The following is a 19,215-nucleotide window of genomic DNA, read 5'->3' on the forward strand; positions in this document are numbered from 1 at the left end:
CCCGTGCACCGCTGCACGGTGATCCACCACCGAGAGGTCGCACATGTGCCGAGTCCTTGCCTACGTCGGGCCGGAGATCCCGCTCGAGAGCCTGCTGCTCACGCCGGACAACAGCCTGGTCAACCAGGCGCTCGACCCGGAGCGTCACCCCGAGCTCCAACTCGCGGGCTGGGGCTTCGGAGCGTGGGGAGACCACCTGCTCAAGCCGGACGAGCCCCTCATCTACCGCCGGCCGATGGCGGCCTTCTACGATGACAACGCGGCGAGCCTGATCCCGAGCCTCCTGGCCAACACCATGCTCGCGCACGTGCGGGCCGCGGCCTACGACTCCCAGGTCGTGCTGGCTGACGAAAACTGCCACCCTTTCTTCTTCGAGGGGGCGCCCTGGCTCGTCGCGCAGAACGGCTATCTGCCGGGCTGGCAGGTGCTGCAGCGCGAGCTGCTGGAGCACTGCCGCGACGAGTACCTCACGCAGATGCGCGGCACGACGGACACCGAGTTCCTCGCCGTGCTGCTGCTGTCCCTGCTCGAGGGCGAGAGCGACGAGCACGTCCAGCGGGCCGTCGAGCAGCTGGTCCGGCTCGTCGCCGACGCGATGTCGACGCTGCAGCTGCCGGGCCTGACCAAGCTCAAGATGGCCCTGGTCTCGCCGGGGCGCATCATCGGGATCAACTGGGGTCTCGGGCACCACGGCGAGGTGGACCCGGCGGGCGACTGGCGCGAGCTGCGCACGGCACCTGCGGGCACCGACGACTTCGACCTCGGCATGCTCTTGGAGCCGATGTACGTGCTGCTCGGCCGCAACTTCGAGCAGGCCGAGGGATCGTACGGCTTCGAGGAGTGCACGCAGGACGACGCCACCGCGGCGATCTTCGCCTCCGAGCCCCTCACCGAGGACGGCGAGGATTGGCTGCCGCTGGACTACGGCTCGATCATGTTCCTCACGAGGGAGGAGGGGCGCGTCACGCGCTCGGTGCGCGAGCTGAGCCTGCCGCCGGCGCCCTAGCCGCAGTCCCCGCAGCGGCCGAAGAGCTCGAGCGTGTGCGACACGTCGCTGAAGCCGTGCTCGGCGCTCACCTTGTCGGCCCAGCGCTCGACGGCCGGACCCTCGACCTCGACGGTCCGGGCGCAGTCGCGGCAGACGAGGTGGTGGTGGTGCCCGGTGCTGCACCGGCGGTAGACGATCTCGCCGTCGTCGGTGCGCAGGGAGTCCAGCGCCTCCTCGTCGACCATGGCCTGGAGGGTCCGGTAGACCGTCGCCAGACCGATCTTGTCGCCGCCGGCGACGAGGCTGGCATGGATCTCCTGGGCGGAGCGGAACTCGTCGGACCGGTCGACGTCGGCCTCGATCGCGGTGCGCTGCCGGGTGGGGCGGCGGGTGCGGGTGTCGGTCATCGGTGGCTCCCTTCGAGCTCGCTGTCGGTGTGGTCGGGGTCGTGCTCGTCCCAGTGGTCGCCGTGGCGGGCGTGCCGGTGGCCGTCGTGCAGGTAGTCGACGTGGTCTCCGTGGAGGACGACCTCGTGGCCGCACTCCTCCCAGTGCACGTGCTCGTGCGCCTCGGCGGTGTGGTGCCGGCGCCGGGCGAGCGCGCGAGCGGTCCCGCCGGCGGCGGCCGAGGTGACGAAGACGGCGATGGCGAGCAGCACGATCGTCGCGCCGGAGGGGGTGTCGGCGTAGAAGCTCGTGACGACGCCGCCGACGCTCGTGAGCATGCCGACGAGCACCGCCCACACCAGACCGCCGCGGAAGGATCGGCCGAGCTGCTGGCCGGTCGCATTGGGCAGGATCATCAGCGCGCTGATGAGCAGCAGGCCGATGACCCGCATCGAGATGACGACGGTGACACCGGTGAGCACGGCGAGCAGGATGTTGGTCGCGAGCACGGGCAGCCCGGAGGCGCGGGCGTACTCGTCGTCCTGGGCGACGGCGAAGAGCCGCTCGCGCAGCACGAGCACCGTGACGACGACGACGGCGGCGAGCACGGCGAACTGGACGAGGTCGCTCGGCGAGACGGTCGTCAGCGCGCCGAAGAGGTAGCCCTGCAGGTTGGACGCCGACCCTTCGGGTGCCTTGGCGATGATGACGACGCCGGCAGCCAGGCCGCCGTAGAACATCACCGCGAGCGCGAGGTCGCCCCCGGTGCGCCCGACGTGGCGCAGCACCTCGATGGCGACGGCGGCGACGACGACCACGACGAGGGCGGTGAGCACGGGGGAGGTACTCGTGAGCACCCCGATGCCGACGCCGGCGAGGGCGACGTGCCCCATGCCGTCACCGATGAGCGACATGCCGCGCTGGACGAGGAAGACCCCGACGAGCGGTGCCGATGCCCCGACGAGCAGGGCTGCGATGAGCGAGTTGCGCATGAACTCCAGGGCGAGCAGGTCGGTCACCGGGGTCCCCCCTTCGTCGTGATGATCGTCGTCGGCACGGTCGAAGGGGGTGCCGCCCCCTCGTCGGAGTGGTGCGTGTGCGCTTGCTCGCCGGCGGCGAGCTGCGCCGGCGCGCAGTCCTGCTGGATGCCGCCGCCGCGCACGACGACGGTGCGGGTGACGATGTCGGCGAGGGCGTCGAGCTCGTGGGTGACGATGACGAGGGTCGCGCCGCGCTCGACGAGGCGGCGCATCACGGCGACGAGCACGGCCTGGTGGCCGCGGTCGACGCCGGCGGTCGGCTCGTCCATGAGGAAGACGTCGGGCTGGCTCGCGATGGCGCGGGCGATGAGCACGCGGCGCTGCTGGCCACCGGAGAGCGTGGCGACGTCGTGGTCGGCGAGGTCGGCGAGGCCGACGACGGACAGGGCCCCGCGCACCGTCTCGCGGCTCGCCCCGTCGCGGATGCGCCACGGCGCCCACCACGGGGTGCGCACGGTGCGGCCCATGGTGACGATCTCGGCGGCCGTGGCCCGCACCGCCGAGGCGAGGGTGTGCCGCTGCGGCACGTAGCCGATGCCGGCGCGGGCGCCCGGGGTGCCGATGTCGTGCCCGAGCACCCGGGCCCGGCCACCGTGGAGGTCGGAGAGGCCGAGCAGCCCCTTGACGAGCGTCGACTTGCCGGCGCCGTTGGGGCCGAGCACGGCGACGACCTCACCGCGACGGACGGTGAGGTCGAGACCGCTGACGATGGTGCGGTCGTCGTAGCCGAAGGCGGCGCCCTCGAGCTCGATGACGGGTGCGGGGTCGGTCACGAGCACCCCTGGCCCTGCTGGACGGTCGCGAGGTTGCTGCGCATGACCGACAGGTAGTCGTCGCCGGCGGAGGCATCGGTCAGCCCCTCGAGCGGGTCGAGGACGGCGACCTCGGCGTCGGTGTCGCGGGCGATGGTGTCCGCGGTGTCCTGGGGCACGAGCGTCTCGGCGTACACAGTGGTGATCTTCTCGTCCTTGATGTGCTGGATGAGGTCGGCGAGCGCGGTCGGGCTGGGCTCGGCGCCGGGGGTCAGCCCGCTCACCGACTCCTGGTGGAAACCGTAGCGGTCGGCGAAGTAGGCGAAGGCCGAGTGCCCCGTCACCAGGTCGGTGCTCGTGCAGTCCTGGAGGCCCTCGGTCAGGTCCTCGTCGAGCTGCGTCAGCTGCTTCGAGAAGGCCTCGGCGTTGGCGCGGTAGTCCGCGGCGTGCTCCGGGTCGGCCTCGGCGAAGCGCTCGCCGATCGCGTCGACGACGTCGGCGTACCGCGTCGGGTCGAGCCAGAAGTGCGGGTCGGTGCCGCCATGATCATGTCCGGCGTGTCCCTCCTCGCCTTCCTCGTGGTCGTGCCCCTCGTGCTCGTCGCTCTCGATGTCGAGCCGGGCGAAGGGGGAGACGTCCATCGCGCTGTCGCCGGCCTCGGCGGCGGCGTCGTCGACCGACGGCTGGAAGTCCGCCAGGTAGACGAGGGCGTCGGCCTTGGTCGCCTCGAGGACCTGCTTGGGGGTCAGCTCGAGGTCGTGCGGCTCGGCGCCGGGCTTGGTGAGGTTGGTGACCTCGACGTGCTCGCCGCCGACCTGCTCGGCCGCGTGCTGGAGGGGGTAGAAGCTCGTCGCGACGGACAGGCGCCCGTCACTGCCGCTGCCCCCGTCATCGCCGGTAGCGCAGCCGGTGACGGCGAGGATCGCGGCGGAGACGAGGAGCGGGAGGCGGTGGCGCATCTTCATGAGAACGATTCTCAGTGAAGGTGAGAACCGTTGTCAAACCCGCTCAGCGGGGGAAGATCTTGATGACCGTCAGGCCGAGGACGAGCACGATGACGGCGACCCGCATGAGCACCTCGCTGCGGGTGAGGCGGGGCCAGCTCAGCGCGAGCATCCACACGAGGAAGAGCACGACGAGGCCGAGCGGGATCGCGCCCCAGGGGCCGAGGAAGGACCCGACGAGCACGAGGAGGAAGACCACGGCGATCGGGACCAGCGGGGGCAGCCGCGCGATGAGACGGGTCAGGGGCAGGCTCGCCCGCTCGACGGCGTTGGTCGCGACGGGCTCGGGGCGGGGCTGGGGACTGCTGGGCACCCCCACAGGGTAAGCGGGCCGATGCGGCCCCACGCCACCGCGGCGGATAACCTCTCCCACATGGCCAAGCAGACCTCCACCGTGGACACCGTCGTCAACCTGTGCAAGCGCAGGGGCTTCGTCTTCCCCTGCGGCGAGATCTACGGCGGGACGCGCTCCGCGTGGGACTACGGACCCCTCGGCGTCGAGCTGAAGGAAAACATCAAGCGCCAGTGGTGGAAGTCGATGGTCACCGGCCGCGACGACGTCGTCGGTCTCGACTCCTCGATCATCCTGCCGCGTGAGACCTGGGTCGCCTCGGGTCACGTCGGCACCTTCAGCGACCCGCTGACCGAGTGCCTCAACTGCCACAAGCGCCACCGCCAGGACCACCTCCAGGAGGCCGTGGCAGACAAGGCGGCGAAGAAGGGGGAGGAGGTCGACCCCGACAGCATCCCCATGAGCGAGATCGTCTGCCCCGACTGCGGCACCCGCGGTCAGTGGACCGAGGCCCGCGAGTTCAACATGATGCTCAAGACCTACCTCGGCGTCATCGAGGACGAGTCCGGGCTGCACTACCTGCGCCCGGAGACCGCGCAGGGCATCTTCATCAACTTCAACAACGTCCTGCAGACCTCGCGCAAGAAGCCGCCCTTCGGCATCGCGCAGACGGGCAAGTCCTTCCGCAACGAGATCACGCCGGGCAACTTCATCTTCCGCACCCGTGAGTTCGAGCAGATGGAGATGGAGTTCTTCGTCAAGCCGGGCGAGGACGAGGACTGGCACCAGTACTGGATCGACGAGCGCACCCGCTGGTACACCGACCTCGGCATCAACCCCGACAACCTGCGCCACTACGAGCACGCGCAAGAAAAGCTCAGCCACTACTCCAAGCGCACCGTCGACATCGAGTACCGCTTCAACTTCGCCGGCAGCGAGTGGGGTGAGCTCGAGGGCATCGCCAACCGCACCGACTTCGACCTGACGAGCCACAGCAAGCACTCGGGCACCGACCTCGTCTTCTACGACCAGGCCAACAACGAGCGCTACACCCCCTACGTCATCGAGCCGGCGGCCGGCCTCTCCCGCTCGATCATGACCTTCCTCGTCGACGCCTACGCCGAGGACGAGGCCCCCAACGCCAAGGGTGGGGTGGACAAGCGCACCGTCCTGCGGCTCGACCACCGGCTGGCGCCGGTCAAGGCGGCCGTGCTGCCCCTGTCGCGCAATGCCGACCTCTCGCCCAAGGCCCGCGACCTCGCCGCCCAGCTGCGCAAGAACTGGAATGTCGACTTCGACGACGCGCAGGCGATCGGCAAGCGCTACCGCCGTCAGGACGAGATCGGCACCCCGTACTGCATCACCGTCGACTTCGACACCCTCGAGGACAACGCGGTGACGATCCGCGAGCGGGACTCGATGGCCCAGGAGCGGGTCTCGATCGACCAGGTCGAGGCCTGGCTCGCGCCCAAGCTGCTCGGGTCCTGATCCCGTGAGCGGGTCGGCCCGGCCGATCCGGCTGCTCCTCGTCCACGGCAGCCGCCTCAACGCGGCGGCCTGGCTCCCGCTCGAGGAGGCCCTGCTCGGGCGGATCGTCTGCGACCACGTCGACCTGCCCGGTCACGGCACCCGCAGCGACGTCCCCTTCACGATGGAGGCGGCACTCGAGGTCGTCGGCGCCGGAGTCGCCGACCTCGACCCGTCGCAGCACCGTGTCGTCGTCGCCGGCCACAGCCTCGGCGGGTACGTCGCGATGGAGTGGGCCGCGCGGCACCACATGGTCATCGCCGGTCTCGTGCTCATGGGCTCGACGGCCCAGCCGAGCTCACGCCTGGCCGGGATCTACCGCGCCTTCGGCAGCGCGCTGCGCGCCGGGCTCGAGGACGAGCGTCGTGCCGACCGGCTGGGGGAGACCGATGCCGCCTCCCTGCGCCGCATCATCGGCGCGCGCACGGCGACCGGCGTGATCGATCGGGGCCCCGGGCTCAAGGCGATCCCCGATGCCTGGGACGCGGTCATCGACGGCGTCGACCTGCGGTCCCTGACGCACGTCGACGTGCCGATCCTCGCGATCAACGGTGAGTTCGACCAGTTCCGGGTCGGCGAAGGGAGGGCCCGTCGCCTCCGGCAGGACCTCGAGATCGTCCACGTGCCCGGCGCCACCCACTTCGCGCCGATGACCCACCCGCTGCCCGTGGCCCGGGCGATCGCGGAGTTCGTCTCCGGCCTGCCGGCCTGAGTCGCCACCCCAAAGGACCGCATTTCCCTAGGGAAATGCGGCCCTTTCGGTCGCCACTGCGCATTTCCCTAGGGAAATGCGGAGGGCGGGATCAGGCGCCCGTCGCCACCGGGCGGCTCGGGTCGGTGATCCACTCGCTCCAGCTGCCGACGTAGACGTCGGCGTCGACGCCCGCCTCGTGCAGGGCCAGGGCGGTGTGGGCGGCGGTGATGCCGGAGCCGCAGTACGTGCCGACGACGGTCACCTCGTCGATGCCCTCGCGGGCAAACCGCTCGCGCAGCTCGCGGGCCGGCCGCAGCCGCCCGTCGGGCTGGACGAGGTCGCTCATCGGGACGTTGACCGCGCCGGGGATGTGGCCGGCGACCGGGTCGATCGGCTCGGCCTCGCCGCGGTACCGCTCCGGCGAGCGCGCGTCGACGAGCACGCCGAGCTTGGCCGTGGCGACGGCGTCCTCGGCGTCGAGCTCGACGAGGTGGTCGGCCTCGAGGTGGATCTCGCCCTCCTCGGGAGCCGCCGGCTGGGTGACGACCGGGCCACCTGCTGCCCGCCACGCCGCGAGACCACCGTCGAGGACGCGCACGTCCTCGACGCCGGCCCAGCGCAGCACCCACCAGGCGCGAGCGGCGCCCAGGGAGGTGCCTTGGTCGTAGACGACGACGCGGGAGTCGTCGCCGAGGCCGGCCGTGCGCAGTCCGGCCTGCAGCGTCGCCACGTCGGGCAGGGGGTGTCGTCCCCCTTCGCCGGCGGGGCCGGCCAGGACCGTGTCGACGTCGACGAAGGGAGCGCCCGGCAGGTGGCCCTCGGTGTACAGACGGGGACCGTCGCCGGTCAGGGTGTACTGGACGTCGAGGACGACGAGGTCCTCGTCGTCGATCTCGTGCAGCAGGTCGGCGGCGTTGATCAGGGCGGTCATGCGGGCTCCTCGGGGTCATGGGGCAGGGTCTGGATCGGGACCTCGTAGTCACCGAAGTCGTCGTAGGCGCGCGGGTCCTCGCGCGGCTCGATGTGGATCGTCACCGTGAGGTCGTCGAACTCCTCCGCGAGTGCGTGCTCGATCTCCTCGACGGTGTCGTGGGCGCGGCGCACGGACCAGGCGCCGGGGACGAGGACGTGCATGTCGGCGAAGGAGAGGTGACCGGCTCCCCGGGTGCGCAGGCCGTGGATGTCGACCTCGTCGGTGCGGTGCCGGGCGAGTGCATCGGCGATGCGGGCGTTGACCTGCGGGTCGAGCGCCTCGTCCATGAGGCCGCGGCCGGACTCGGAGACGAGCCTCCACCCGGTCCAGATGATGTTGGCCCCGACGAGCAGCGCGACGACGGGGTCGAGCCAGTCGAGGCCGGTGAGCACGACGAGGAGCACGCCGACGACGACGCCCACGGAGGTCCACACGTCGGTGAGCAGGTGCTGGCCGTCGGCCCGCAGGGTGATCGAGCGGTGACGGCGGCCGGCACGTAGCAGGACCCACGCCACCGCGCCGTTGACGACGGAGGCGACGACCGAGATCGCCAGACCCACGCCAGCCCGCTCCACGGGTTGCGGGTCGAGCAGGCGCCCGATCGACTGCCAGATGATGAAGGAGGCGGCGACGAAGATCATCGCGCCCTCGATCGCCGCGGAGAAGTACTCCGCCTTGCTGTGACCGAAGTGGTGGTTGTCGTCCGCCGCCCGGGCGGCGACGCGCAGGGCGACGAGCGCCGCGACCGCCGCGACGAGGTTGACGATCGACTCGGCGGCGTCGGCGAGCAGGCCGACCGAGCCGGTGACCCACCAGGCGCCGGTCTTCATCGTGATCGTCGCGAGGGCAGCGGCGATCGACAGCCAGGCGTACCTCTCCAGGTGGGTGCGCGGGGTGGGGCTCACGTCAGGGTCCCGACGAGCACGACGAGGAGGACTGCGGGTGCGAGCACCAGGGCCAGGACGATCCACCCCATCGGTCGGCCGAGGTTGAGCGTCGTGCCGAGGCCGACGGCCTTGCTGACGAAGACGTCGGGGTCCTCGGCGTTCACGTACACGAGACCGCCGAGTCGCCAGTGGTCCCGGTCGGGGGAGTCGGCGAGCTCCGTGCGCGCGACCCGCAGGCTGACGACGACGAGCCACACCGTGGTGGCCAGGACGAGGACGAGGAAGGCCCAGAAGCCCCACGCCGCGGGCGTGCCATCGGCAGCGAGGTACTGCTGGATCGACATCAGGGCGATGCCACCACCGATCGCGCACCCGAGGGCGGCCAGCGGGGTGCGCAGGCGGGCCGCCCGGTCGGGGAGGGCGAGCGTCATGGCGGTGACGACCAGTCCGCTCAGCTGCCCCACGACGACGGGGCCGAGCACCGCACCCCGCGACCTGGGGGAGAACCGGTCCGCCCGGCCACCGAGCCCGAAGTGGGTCGGGTACGGGTCCGGCAGGTCCGCGAACCGGGCAACCGCGACGACGACGGCGACCACTCCGAGGGCCAGGCACAGCAGCGCCCAGCCGATGACGGGGCGGTACCCGGGGGTGATCGGAGCCATGACCACGATTGTCCCTGCCGGCCCCGCCGGTGCGACACTGGGAGGTGCGATGACGACCTCCGCCCTTGCCCAGACCACCCCGGCGACCCCGGGGGAGCGCGTGCTGCCTCCCCTTCGCATCGGCCGGCACGTCATCGACTCGCCGGTCGTCCTCGCGCCGATGGCCGGCATCACCAACCGCGCCTTCCGCCGGCTGTGCCGCGAAGCCGGTGACGCGGGACTCGCCGCGAGCGGCCTCACCGGCGCGAGCAGCCTCTACGTCAACGAGATGGTCACCTCGCGCGCGCTCGTCGAGCGCACCCCCGAGTCGATGCGTCTCATCGAGCACGACGGGGACGAGCGCCCGCGGAGCGTGCAGCTCTACAGCGTCGACCCGGCGACGACCGCCGCCGCCGTGCGGATGCTCGTCACCGAGGACCGCGCGGACCACATCGACCTCAACTTCGGCTGCCCGGTGCCCAAGGTGACCCGCAAGGGCGGCGGCGCCGCCCTGCCGTGGAAGCGCGACCTCTTCCGGGCCATCGTCTCCGCCGCGGTCACCGAGGGGGCGAAGGGGGAGGTCCCCGTCACCGTCAAGATGCGCAAGGGCATCGACGACGAGCACCTCACCTACCTCGAGGCCGCGACGGCCGCCGTGGAGGAGGGCGTCGCCGCCGTCGCGCTGCACGGCCGTACCGCCTCGCAGGCCTACTCCGGGCAGGCCGACTGGTCGGCGATCAAGCTGCTCAAGGAGACGGTCACGTCGGTGCCCGTCCTCGGCAACGGCGACATCTGGTCGGCCGAGGACGCCCTGCGCATGGTCGAGGAGACCGGCTGCGACGGCGTCGTCGTCGGTCGCGGCTGCCTCGGCCGTCCCTGGCTCTTCGCCGACCTGTCCGCGGCCTTCGCCGGTGCGCAGGTGCGGGTGCGCCCGACCCTGGGCGAGGTGACCGCCACCCTGCGACGCCACGCGGAGCTGCTCACCGACTTCTACGGGGGCGACGAGCTGCGCGCCTGCCGCGACATCCGCAAGCACATCGCGTGGTACCTCAAGGGCTTCCCGGCCGGCTCGACCGTGCGCAACCAGCTTGCGCTCGTCGACTCGCTCGCCGCCCTCGACCGGCTCATCGAGACGATGGACGCGTCCAGCCCGTGGCCCGGTGACGCCGCGGAGGGTCAGCGTGGTCGCGCCGGGTCCTCCCGGGTCGTCGCGCTCCCGGAGAACTGGCTGGCCTCGCAGGACCTCGACGAGGCCCAGCGCGCCCAGGTCGCTGCCGCCGAGCAGTCGGTCGCCGACGGCGGCTGAGCCCCAGGTGCGCATAGGCTCACAGTCGTGAGCAACCTCAGCGATCGCGAGCGTTGGGTCTCCGAGGACCCGGTGCACAAGCGCGCCGACCGGGACGACTTCGCCCGGGACCGCGGCCGCCTCATCCACTCTGCTGCGCTGCGGCGCCTGTCGGCGAAGACCCAGGTCCTGGGGCCGGGCAGCGACGACTTCGTGCGCAACCGACTCACACACAGCCTCGAGGTGGCCCAGATCGGCCGGGAGTTCGGTGGCGCACTGGGGTGCCGCGCCGACGTCGTCGAGGTGGCCTGCCTCGCGCACGACCTGGGGCATCCTCCCTTCGGCCACAACGGCGAGACGGCCCTCGACGAGGTCGCGGCCGACATCGGCGGCTTCGAGGGCAATGCGCAGACCCTGCGCATCCTCACCCGCCTCGAGCCCAAGCGGGTCCACCCAGACGGCCGCCCGGCCGGGCTCAACCTCACCCGTGCCAGCCTCGACGCGGCGACCAAGTACCCGTGGCGCCGCGGTCGTGGCCCCGTGCCCACCCCCAAGTTCGGGGTGTACGAGGACGATCTGCCGGTCTTCGACTGGATGCGTGCTGGGAGCCCCGGCGGCTTCGTGCGCTGCCTCGAGGCCGATGTCATGGACTGGTCCGACGACGTCGCCTACTCGGTGCACGACGTGGAGGACGCAGTCGCCTCGAGGCGGCTCGACCTGCGGCGGCTGCGCGACGCGGCCGACACCGACGACGTCCTCGACACCGCGGTGCGGCACTTCGCCGCCGACCTCGGCCGTGACGCCGTCGGTGAGGGTCTCGAGCGGATCCTCGCGACCGGCGCGGTCCCCGAGCGGCACGACGGGTCGCGGGTCGACCTCGCAGCGCTCAAGGACATGACCTCGCGGCTCATCGGTCGTTTCGTCCACGCCGCCGAGCAGGCGACGCGGGCCGTCCACGGCCCGGGGGACCTCGGGCGCTACGACGCCCGACTCGTCGTGCCGGACGACTCGCGGGCCGAGGTGGCGGTGCTCAAGGCGGTGGCCGCCCACTTCGTCATGTTCTCCGGCGAGCGCGACGGCGAGTACGCCCACCAGCGGGCCGTCGTCGCTGACCTGGTCTCGTGGTTCGCGGCCGACCCCGAGGGCCGGCTCGACGCCGACCTCAGCGCGGACCTGGCCCTCGCCGCGGACGACACGGCTCGGCTGCGGGTCGTCGTCGACCAGGTCGCCGGCCTGACCGACGTGCGCGCGCTCGCCCTGCACGCGGCCCACTGCTGACGAGCGGCCGCCCTCGGCCTGGGGCGGCTGCTGTCGGACGGGCCACCTAGACTCGACGGCACCCGGGTCGAGCGTGTGAGGTGAGCAGTGGCGGGACGGATCCGCGCGGAGGACGTGCAGGCGGTCAAGGAGCGCTCCTCGATCACCGATGTCGTCCGTGAGCACGTCTCGCTGCGCCCCGCCGGCATCGGGTCGATGAAGGGCCTGTGCCCCTTCCACGACGAAAAGACGCCGAGCTTCACCGTGCGCGAGACCGTCGGTGCCTACCACTGCTTCGGCTGTGGCGAGGGCGGCGACGTCATCTCCTTCGTGCAAAAGCTCGACCACCTGACCTTCGCCGAGGCCGTCGAGCGGCTCGCCGGCAAGCTCGGCATGGAGCTGCGCTACGACGAAGGGGGCGGCCCCCGTGACGGCGTCGGGCTCGGCAAGCGGTCGCGGCTGCTCGAGGCCCACCGCGTGGCCGCGGAGTACTACCACTCCCGTCTCCTCGAGACGCCCGAGGCGCGCATCGGGCGCGACTTCCTGCGCGAGCGGGGCTTCGCCTCGCCGGAGGCCAAGCTCTTCGGCATCGGCTACGCACCGCGCGGTGGCGAGGAGCTCGCCCGGCACCTGCGGGCCAAGGGGTTCACCGACGAGGAGCTGACCGTCGGCGGTCTGTGCGGTCGTGGCTCGCGCGGGCTCTACGACCGCTTCCGCGGACGGCTCATCTGGCCGATACGCGACATCACCGGCGACACGATCGGCTTCGGCGCGCGCCGGCTGTGGGACAACGACCGCATCGCGGCGAAGTACCTCAACACGACCGAGACGCCGATCTACAAGAAGTCCACCGTCCTCTACGGGCTCGACCTGGCCAAAAAGGCGATCCGTGACGAGCGCCAGGTCGTCGTCGTCGAGGGCTACACCGACGTCATGGCGGCGCACCTGTCGGGGGTCGAGGGGGCGGTCGCGACGTGCGGCACGGCCTTCGGCGAGGACCACATCAAGGTCATCCGGCGGATCGTCCGTGACGAGGCCGACCTCGCCCCGGCCAAGGTGGTCTTCACCTTCGACGGTGATGCCGCGGGGCAGAAGGCGGCGATGAAGGCCTACGCCCAGGACGACAAGTGGGCCAGCCAGAGCTTCGTGGCCGTGGCCCGGGAGGGCATGGACCCCTGCGATCTGCGGCTGCGCGAGGGGGGACCTCGCGGTGCGTGAGCTGGTCGCCGACGCCGTCCCGATGTTCGAGTTCGCGGTCCGCACGACCTTGGCGCGCTTCGACCTCGACACCGCCGAGGGGCGGGTGCGGGGCATGGGTGCCGTCGCCCCGATCATCAACAGCATCCGTGACTCCTCCCTGCGGCCGGAGTACGTCCGGACCGTCGCCGGCTGGGTCGGCGTCGAGGTCGAGCAGATGCGCGACGCGGTGAGCCGCGCCGGTCGCATCCAGGCGCGTGAGGAGGCGAAGGGGGAGGCCCGCCACGGCGAGGTCGAGTCACCCGAGCCGACGGCCGGGGAGGCCGCCTCCGGGGTACCGAGCCCGGACCTGCGCGACCCGATCGTCCTGGCCGAGCGCCAGCTGCTCCAGTCGATGCTCCAGCACCCCTCGCTCTTCACCCCGGCGGACCTCGACGCCGTCGAGCCCGAGGGTTTCGTCGCGCCGGCGCACCGCGCGGTCTTCGACGCGGTGCGCGAGGTGGGGCCGCTGCGCGAGTCCGAGAGCCTGTCGGCGTGGCACGCGCGGATCGACGAGGCGACGCCCTTGGCCGTCTCCTCGCTCGTCGCCGAGCTGTCGGTCGCGCCGCTGCCGGTGGTCCACGACCCGTCGACCGAGGATGCCGCCGCCGCACTACACCCGCTCGCTCCTCGTGCGCGTGCGGGAGGTCGCCGTCGGCCGGCGCATCTCCGACGGCATGGCGCAGATGCGCCGCCTGGCCGCCGACCCGACGGCCGACCAGGCGTTGCTGCGCGAGCTGTCGCTGAGCCTGCAGTCCCTCGAGCGCGAGCGGGCCGCCCTGCGCGAAGGAGTCCAGTGATGGCCCTGTGGAGCCGCCTACCGCGAGCCCGGGCCGTGCCCGTGCCCGAGGGGCTGACGACGCTCGCGGGGGAGAGGGTCCTCGCGACGGCCGCGACTGCCGACGAGGAGGTCGTGGTCATCACGACCCAGCGGTTGGTCGTCCCCGGCGGAGACCTCGACGAAGGGCGTCCCTGGCACCTCGTCGACCGCGGCCGCTGGGACCCCGACACCGACGTCCTGTCCGTCACCTGGGTCGACGGATCGCCTGCCGGGCGGTGGCGGCTCACCCGGCCCGGGGGAGTGCCGGACCTCTTCCGAGAGCGCGTGCAGGCGAGCATCGTCCTCGTCGAGGAGGTCGCTCTCGACCGCACCCGCCGCGCGCGGGTCGTGCTGCGTCGTGACCTCGCCTCCGACGTGGTGCTGGCCCAGACGATCGTCGGACGCGGGTGCGACCCCGACGACCCGGAGCTCGTCGCGGCGACGGAGGCGGTCGCCGACCGGCTCGCGGAGCAGGTGGGCCGGCAGGCCTGACCGGTGCGCCCGGCCGTCCGAGGGCTGACCGGGTCTCGATCGCCGGGGGTGCCCTTCCTATGGTGGGGACATGACGCGTGATGCCCTGCCCGTCCTCGACCTGGCCGACCTCGACGCAGGTCCCGAGGCGCAGGAGCGATTCCGGGAGCAGCTGCGGGTCGCGACGCACGAGGTCGGCTTCTTCCACCTGCGCCACGGCATCGACCGCGCGGTCGTCGACGAGCTCTTCGACACCGGTCGGGCCTTCTTCGCCCTCCCGGAGGAGGACAAGCGGGCGATCGAGATGACCCACAGCCCCCACTTCCGTGGATGGACGCGGCTGGGCGGCGAGCTCACCCAGGGGCAGGTCGACTACCGCGAGCAGATCGACATCGGCCCCGAGATGCCCGAGCGGACCGTCGTCGACCCGCCCTACCTGCGGCTCGACGGGCCCAACCAGTGGCCCGCCGCGCTGCCGCAGCTGCGCACCGTCATCGAGGCGTGGACCGAGCGGCTCGGCATCATCGGCCGCCGGCTGATGTCGCAGTGGGCGCTTGCGCTCGGCGCGCCCGCCGACCACTTCGACGCGACCTTCGACGACGCGTCGACGCTGCTGAAGATCGTGCGCTATCCCGGCACCGTCGAGACCTCCCAGGGCGTCGGCGACCACAAGGACCCCGGCTTCCTCACCCTGCTCCTCATCGAGCCCGGCCAGGGCGGCCTGCAGGTGCAGACCGACGACGGGTGGATCGACGTGCCGCCCACCGACGACTGCTTCGTCGTCAACATCGGCGAGCTCATGGAGGCGGTGACCGACGGCTACCTGCAGGCGACCTCCCACCGGGTCACCGCGCCCGCGCTCGGGACCGAGCGGCTGTCGATCCCCTTCTTCTTCAACCCCGGTCTCGCGGCCGAGGTGCCGGTCGTCCCCCTTCGTCCCGAGTACGCGGAGCGCGCTCGCGGGGTCACCCAGGACGCCTCCAACGTCATCTCCGCGCGCTACGGGGACAACCTGCTCAAGGCGCGGCTGCGGGCCCACCCCGACGTCGCGGCCCGGCACCACGCCGACCTGCTGGCGGGCGAGGGCTGATCGACCCCCTCGTTTTCGTATCCGCGCCACCTTCTTGCTATGGTGGCGCAGCGCTTCGGCGCGATCCCCTATAGCTCAATTGGCAGAGCATTCGACTGTTAATCGGAGGGTTCTTGGTTCGAGTCCAAGTGGGGGAGCCCCAGACGAAGGCCCGCGGTCCGATCGGACCGCGGGCCTTCGGCGTGCCGGGGCGGGCTCAGCTCGACGTCGGGGTCGACCCGTCGCTCGAGGTGGTCGACGGACGAGGCTCCGGGCAGGCCTGCAGCTTCGGCGGGGTGAGGGTCCGGCGGGGGAGCGTAGAGCTCGTGCCGAGGTTGCTGCGGACCGCGCGCTTCCACGCCCCGGTCTCGACCATGTCGGCCAACGCATCGTTGACGTCCTCGCACAGGTCCGTGTCGTCGCGGCGCATCGCCACACCCCAGCGCTCCGTGGTGAAGGTCGTGCTGCTCGTGCGGAGCACGTCGGGCGCGGACGACTCCCGGGCGTAGCCGGAGAGCACGGCGGCGTCCGCCGTCACGGCGTTGACCTTGCTCTCCTTGAGCAGGTCCACGCAGTCCGACAGACGAGGCTGAACCGTCAGGTGCAGGCCGGGGTGGTTGTCGACGAGCTCCTCGGTCGAGGTCGAGCCCTGCACGCTGCACACGGTGAAACCGGGGAGCTGCTCGGGCGTGCGGATCCGACTGCGGGAGCGCACGAGCAGCCCCTGACCGGTGGACAGGTAGGGCCCGGCAAAGGTCACGTCGTCGGACCGGTCCGGGGTGATCGAGTAGGCCGCGAGCACGAGGTCGGCCTGCCCGGTCGCGAGCAGGGTCTCGCGCTGTTCGGTGACCGCCTCGACGAAGCTGATCCGGGTCACGCCGATGTAGCGCGCGACGTAGCGGGCCACGTCGACGTCGAGCCCGCTGTAGGTGTCGCCCTCGCGCAGCCCGACCCCCGGCTGGTCGAAGGTGATGGCCACCCGCAGCGAGCTCGGCGCGTCGGTCTGGTGGAGCGCGGACGTCTGGCTCGTCGTGGGGGCCGGGGTGGAGGTCGACCCCGGGCTCGCGCTGGTGGTGCCGGTCGGCTCGACGTCGACGGGGCGGACGCAGCCCGTCACCAGGGCAGCGGTGATCGCGGCCGAGGCCAGCACGGCGGTGCGGCGCACATCTACCCCCTTCGTCGGACGGCTCCATCCTCGCAGGCCCGCGCACTGGATCGGGTGGGAGCCCGCCGCAGGGACATCATCGGGGAAGTGGCACCTCCACGAACTGGGGACGGTACCGCAGCGGGTCGGCGGCGACCCGCTCGCTGTTGGTGTCGTTGGTGCTGTACGAGGCGACGACGCTGCCCTCCTTCGGGAAGAGGGTCGGGTGGGCCAGAGGCATGTAGCGCACCTGGCCGGTCCCGCCCTTCGGGATCCTCTTGACCGCGGTGCCCGAGGACCAGAGGCCGGTCGGGGAGTCAGCGCTCCACACGGTGATGTCGCTGCCGAGCAGGTCGTTGCGCTTGCTGAGCGCGTACCACCGGTCGCCCTGGGTGAAGACGCTCAACGTCTGCGAGACCCCGTCCTTGGCGGGGATCATCTCGGTGGCGTCGTCCTCCTCGCGGGACCATTCCGAGCCGTCCCAGTAGCGCCAGCGGTCCTGGTCCAGGAAGTCGTCAGGTCGTACCCTCGCCACGCGAAGGGAGTAGCCCCACGCCTTGTCGGTGCCGGGGTTCGCGGTGCCGAAGACGTACAGCCACCGGTCGTCGCCACGCCCGGTGAGCGTGGTCGCCGCACCCCACGTCGGGTGGTCTCGGTCGTCTCTGTCCGGGCCGATGTCACGGCGCTCGAGGAGCTGTGGGGTCCCACCGATGGGCACGACGAAGACGGCGACGGACAGCCCGAGGTTCTCGAAGCCGAAGGCGTCCGAGCCGGTGGTGCGCACGCGTTGGGTCGTCACGTAGAGCAGGTCGTAGCCGGCGCGCTCGTCGACGACCGTCGACATGGGCCAGTACCCGACCGGGTTCTCGCCCGCGCCTGTCCGGTCAGGGATGAGGGCCCCGCCGCTCTCCGGAACGACGGCCCGGATGCACTTCTCGTCCGTGACGAGCATCGAGTTGCGGACGTAACCGGACCCCGTCACCCCGTCCTGCAGGGTGTCGCCGAAGAGCCAGGCACGCCGGCCGTCCTGAAGCAGGGCGTCGGCGCCGACGTCACCCCCGCGGAAGTCATCGGTGCCGCGCATCGCGGCGATCCGGTTGAGATCGGCGACCGACGTCACGCTGTCTGACCTCACACAGTCCGCGCTGGCGGCGAGCGAGGCGAGCCGCGGTGCAGCGGAGACCTCGGCGCGTGGCACGACGAAGGAGAGCACGAGCATCGCCGCCGTGAGCGGAGCGACGACCCCGAGTACCCGGATGCGCCAGCCATTCATCCCACCGATGTGGCGCATCCCGTCGTCGTCGACCGGGGAGGGCACCTCCTGGCGCCGGCGCACGACCCGGGCGAGGAGGATGACGAGCGGTGCGGTGACGAGCCACACGAGGACCACGGCGGACGGCTCCGGCGCGAGCCGCCCGTGGAGGCTCAGCTCGGTCGCGGTCTCGAGCCCGGCTCCGGGCAGCCCGAGGGTCGCGATGCTGGACCAGGGTTCGCCGACGAGGTAGCGGTCCACGCGGGTGAGCACGGGTGCGCCCGTGGCGAAGAAGGCGACGACGGCCAGCCCGAGGCCAGCCCACCCGAAGAGCGCCTCGAGCGCGAGCGCGGTCGCCGCGCTCGCCCCGGCCACCGTGGCCGGTACGAGCACCACGGCCCACGTGTCGCCGCGCAGCGCGAGCACCCCGATGACGGCGCCGCCGAGGGCCGACAGGACGCCGACGACCAGGAGGCGTCGTAGCCCCTGCCGCAGGCCGCTGGCCACCGGCCCCGCACGCAGGCTCGTGCCCACGGCGACGAGGAAGCCGAGGAGCAGGGCGAGAGCGACGGCGAGGCGGGCCGCCTCTCGTCGCTCGTCCGCGTCGGCCGACCCGACGGTCTCGACGGAGACCTCCCGGTTGATGCGCTGCTCGCTTCGCTCGACGCGGTCACGGATGGCGTCGTCGAGGACGTCGTCGTTGGCCGAGGCCAGGAGCAGTCGGTCCGTCGACCCGTCGAGATCGACCACGAGGGCCGCCCGTGAGGACCCGTCGGCCAAGGCTGCCCGTGCCGCGTCCTCGTCGGCCACGGCACGCAGGTCGACGGGTCGGCCCGGCAGCGCGTCGTAGTGCCGGGCCACGCTCTCCGCCACGACAGGATCAGCGGCGACGACCGCGGGCACGGCGTGCGGCTCCAGATCGTCGGAGCCGGTGATGATGTAGGCGGCCCACGCGATCTCGCCGATCACGACGACGGCCAGGAGCACGGCGACAGCTGGAGGCAGCACCTGCCGCCAGCCCGGACGGACGGGATCGGTGGAACTCATCGCTTCTCCTGAGAAGTCCTGCGCCGCGGGTGATGGGGAGCCGGACGACGTCGGTCGTATGGATCGCCCCGGGCAGCGTAGTGCGCAGCGCCGACTTCTGGTCCGTCGTGCACCACTGTGCTGGAATCCACTCGGTGGGGCGACTGGGGCTTGAACCCAGGACCGACGGATTATGAGATGTGCCGGACCCCCTAGGGCGTGTTGATCAAGAAGGTGCGGGGTGGCCAGCCGCCGTGAGTTGCGCGGGAGAATGGGCGTGTGAAGATCCAGGTGCTGCATATCGAGGATTGCCCGAATTGGCAGGAGGCGGGCGATCGAGTACGGCTGGTGCTCGACTCGATCGGACGGGGCGATGTTCCGGTGGAGTTCGTGTTGATCCGCACCGAGGCTGAGGCGGTGAGCTCTGGTTTCGCGGGCTCGCCCATTCTCCCGCGCAACTCACGGCGGCTG

Annotated in this window: 18 protein-coding genes, 1 tRNA gene and 1 pseudogene; 10 read left to right on the top strand and 10 right to left on the bottom strand. The window is 71.8% G+C overall.

Annotated features, from left to right (window positions below; genetic code table 11):
* The first annotated feature begins 43 nt into the window (after positions 1-43).
* Positions 44-1,006 carry a class II glutamine amidotransferase gene (locus B277_RS06235; protein WP_007926322.1) on the top strand — a complete coding sequence of 321 codons (963 nt, stop codon included), beginning with the start codon at positions 44-46 and terminating at the stop codon, positions 1,004-1,006.
* Here the strand turns inward: B277_RS06235 and B277_RS06240 are convergent.
* Genes B277_RS06240 through B277_RS06260 form a run of 5 tightly spaced genes read right to left on the bottom strand, consistent with a single transcriptional unit; the run spans position 1,003 to position 4,483 of the window.
* A complete protein-coding gene (locus B277_RS06240; RefSeq protein WP_007926324.1) occupies positions 1,003-1,395 on the bottom strand; it encodes a Fur family transcriptional regulator in 393 nt (130 codons plus the stop codon). The genes B277_RS06235 and B277_RS06240 overlap by 4 nt on opposite strands.
* Positions 1,392-2,393 (bottom strand): metal ABC transporter permease, encoded by a 1,002-nt coding sequence (locus B277_RS06245; RefSeq protein ID WP_007926325.1) that lies wholly within the window; start codon positions 2,391-2,393, stop codon positions 1,392-1,394. The genes B277_RS06240 and B277_RS06245 overlap by 4 nt, the downstream gene beginning before the upstream one ends.
* On the bottom strand, positions 2,390-3,187 hold the full coding sequence (locus tag B277_RS06250; protein ID WP_238148003.1) for a metal ABC transporter ATP-binding protein: 798 nt from the start codon (positions 3,185-3,187) through the stop codon (positions 2,390-2,392). The genes B277_RS06245 and B277_RS06250 overlap by 4 nt, the downstream gene beginning before the upstream one ends.
* Positions 3,184-4,131, bottom strand: a complete 948-nt coding sequence (locus tag B277_RS06255) for a metal ABC transporter substrate-binding protein (RefSeq protein WP_007926327.1) — start codon at positions 4,129-4,131, stop codon at positions 3,184-3,186. The genes B277_RS06250 and B277_RS06255 overlap by 4 nt, the downstream gene beginning before the upstream one ends.
* A gap of 43 nt (positions 4,132-4,174) precedes the next feature.
* Positions 4,175-4,483, bottom strand: coding sequence for a DUF6703 family protein (locus tag B277_RS06260; protein ID WP_040880987.1), 309 nt, complete (start codon positions 4,481-4,483; stop codon positions 4,175-4,177).
* Between the two features lie 60 nt (positions 4,484-4,543).
* Here B277_RS06260 and B277_RS06265 point away from each other — a divergent pair, with 60 nt between their 5' ends.
* Positions 4,544-5,950, top strand: coding sequence for a glycine--tRNA ligase (locus tag B277_RS06265; protein WP_007926329.1), 1,407 nt, complete (start codon positions 4,544-4,546; stop codon positions 5,948-5,950).
* Between the two features lie 4 nt (positions 5,951-5,954).
* Positions 5,955-6,701 (top strand): alpha/beta fold hydrolase, encoded by a 747-nt coding sequence (locus B277_RS06270; RefSeq protein WP_007926332.1) that lies wholly within the window; start codon positions 5,955-5,957, stop codon positions 6,699-6,701.
* Positions 6,702-6,792: 91 nt separating this feature from the next.
* On the opposite strand, the gene B277_RS06275 is transcribed toward B277_RS06270, so the two are convergent.
* The 3 genes from B277_RS06275 to B277_RS06285 are packed head-to-tail and all read right to left on the bottom strand — an operon-like array spanning position 6,793 to position 9,205.
* Positions 6,793-7,614: a sulfurtransferase gene (locus tag B277_RS06275; protein ID WP_007926333.1), complete on the bottom strand. Its 822-nt coding sequence runs from the start codon at positions 7,612-7,614 to the stop codon at positions 6,793-6,795.
* Positions 7,611-8,561 carry a cation diffusion facilitator family transporter gene (locus B277_RS06280; RefSeq protein WP_007926335.1) on the bottom strand — a complete coding sequence of 317 codons (951 nt, stop codon included), beginning with the start codon at positions 8,559-8,561 and terminating at the stop codon, positions 7,611-7,613. Before B277_RS06280 ends, B277_RS06275 begins: the two co-directional genes overlap by 4 nt.
* Complete coding sequence (locus B277_RS06285; RefSeq protein WP_040880919.1) at positions 8,558-9,205, bottom strand: DUF1648 domain-containing protein; 648 nt, start codon at positions 9,203-9,205, stop codon at positions 8,558-8,560. The genes B277_RS06280 and B277_RS06285 overlap by 4 nt, the downstream gene beginning before the upstream one ends.
* A gap of 49 nt (positions 9,206-9,254) precedes the next feature.
* Here B277_RS06285 and dusB point away from each other — a divergent pair, with 49 nt between their 5' ends.
* The 6 genes from dusB to B277_RS06315 all read left to right on the top strand — a co-directional run bounded on the left by dusB (position 9,255) and on the right by B277_RS06315 (position 15,480).
* Positions 9,255-10,490, top strand: coding sequence for a tRNA dihydrouridine synthase DusB (dusB, locus tag B277_RS06290; protein ID WP_007926338.1), 1,236 nt, complete (start codon positions 9,255-9,257; stop codon positions 10,488-10,490).
* Positions 10,491-10,517: 27 nt separating this feature from the next.
* Positions 10,518-11,747 carry a deoxyguanosinetriphosphate triphosphohydrolase gene (locus B277_RS06295; protein WP_007926339.1) on the top strand — a complete coding sequence of 410 codons (1,230 nt, stop codon included), beginning with the start codon at positions 10,518-10,520 and terminating at the stop codon, positions 11,745-11,747.
* Positions 11,748-11,834: 87 nt separating this feature from the next.
* On the top strand, positions 11,835-12,944 hold the full coding sequence (gene dnaG / locus B277_RS19800; RefSeq protein WP_338009736.1) for a DNA primase: 1,110 nt from the start codon (positions 11,835-11,837) through the stop codon (positions 12,942-12,944).
* Positions 12,937-14,274 (top strand): hypothetical protein, encoded by a 1,338-nt coding sequence (locus tag B277_RS19805; RefSeq protein ID WP_338009737.1) that lies wholly within the window; start codon positions 12,937-12,939, stop codon positions 14,272-14,274. Before dnaG ends, B277_RS19805 begins: the two co-directional genes overlap by 8 nt.
* Positions 14,275-14,344: 70 nt before the next feature.
* On the top strand, positions 14,345-15,343 hold the full coding sequence (locus B277_RS06310) for an isopenicillin N synthase family dioxygenase (protein WP_007926340.1): 999 nt from the start codon (positions 14,345-14,347) through the stop codon (positions 15,341-15,343).
* A gap of 64 nt (positions 15,344-15,407) precedes the next feature.
* Positions 15,408-15,480 (top strand) — tRNA-Asn (locus B277_RS06315).
* A 59-nt stretch (positions 15,481-15,539) separates the two neighbouring features.
* Here the strand turns inward: B277_RS06315 and B277_RS06320 are convergent.
* Positions 15,540-16,487 (bottom strand): transporter substrate-binding domain-containing protein, encoded by a 948-nt coding sequence (locus B277_RS06320; RefSeq protein ID WP_007926341.1) that lies wholly within the window; start codon positions 16,485-16,487, stop codon positions 15,540-15,542.
* 76 nt (positions 16,488-16,563) lie between these two features.
* Positions 16,564-18,765 carry a DUF4185 domain-containing protein gene (locus tag B277_RS06325; RefSeq protein WP_128276717.1) on the bottom strand — a complete coding sequence of 734 codons (2,202 nt, stop codon included), beginning with the start codon at positions 18,763-18,765 and terminating at the stop codon, positions 16,564-16,566.
* Positions 18,766-19,023: 258 nt separating this feature from the next.
* Here B277_RS06325 and B277_RS17395 point away from each other — a divergent pair.
* A pseudogene (locus tag B277_RS17395) lies at positions 19,024-19,215 on the top strand (hypothetical protein); the annotation flags it as partial.

The sequence above is a fragment of the Janibacter hoylei PVAS-1 genome (genome assembly GCF_000297495.1).
Classification (GTDB): domain Bacteria; phylum Actinomycetota; class Actinomycetes; order Actinomycetales; family Dermatophilaceae; genus Janibacter; species Janibacter hoylei.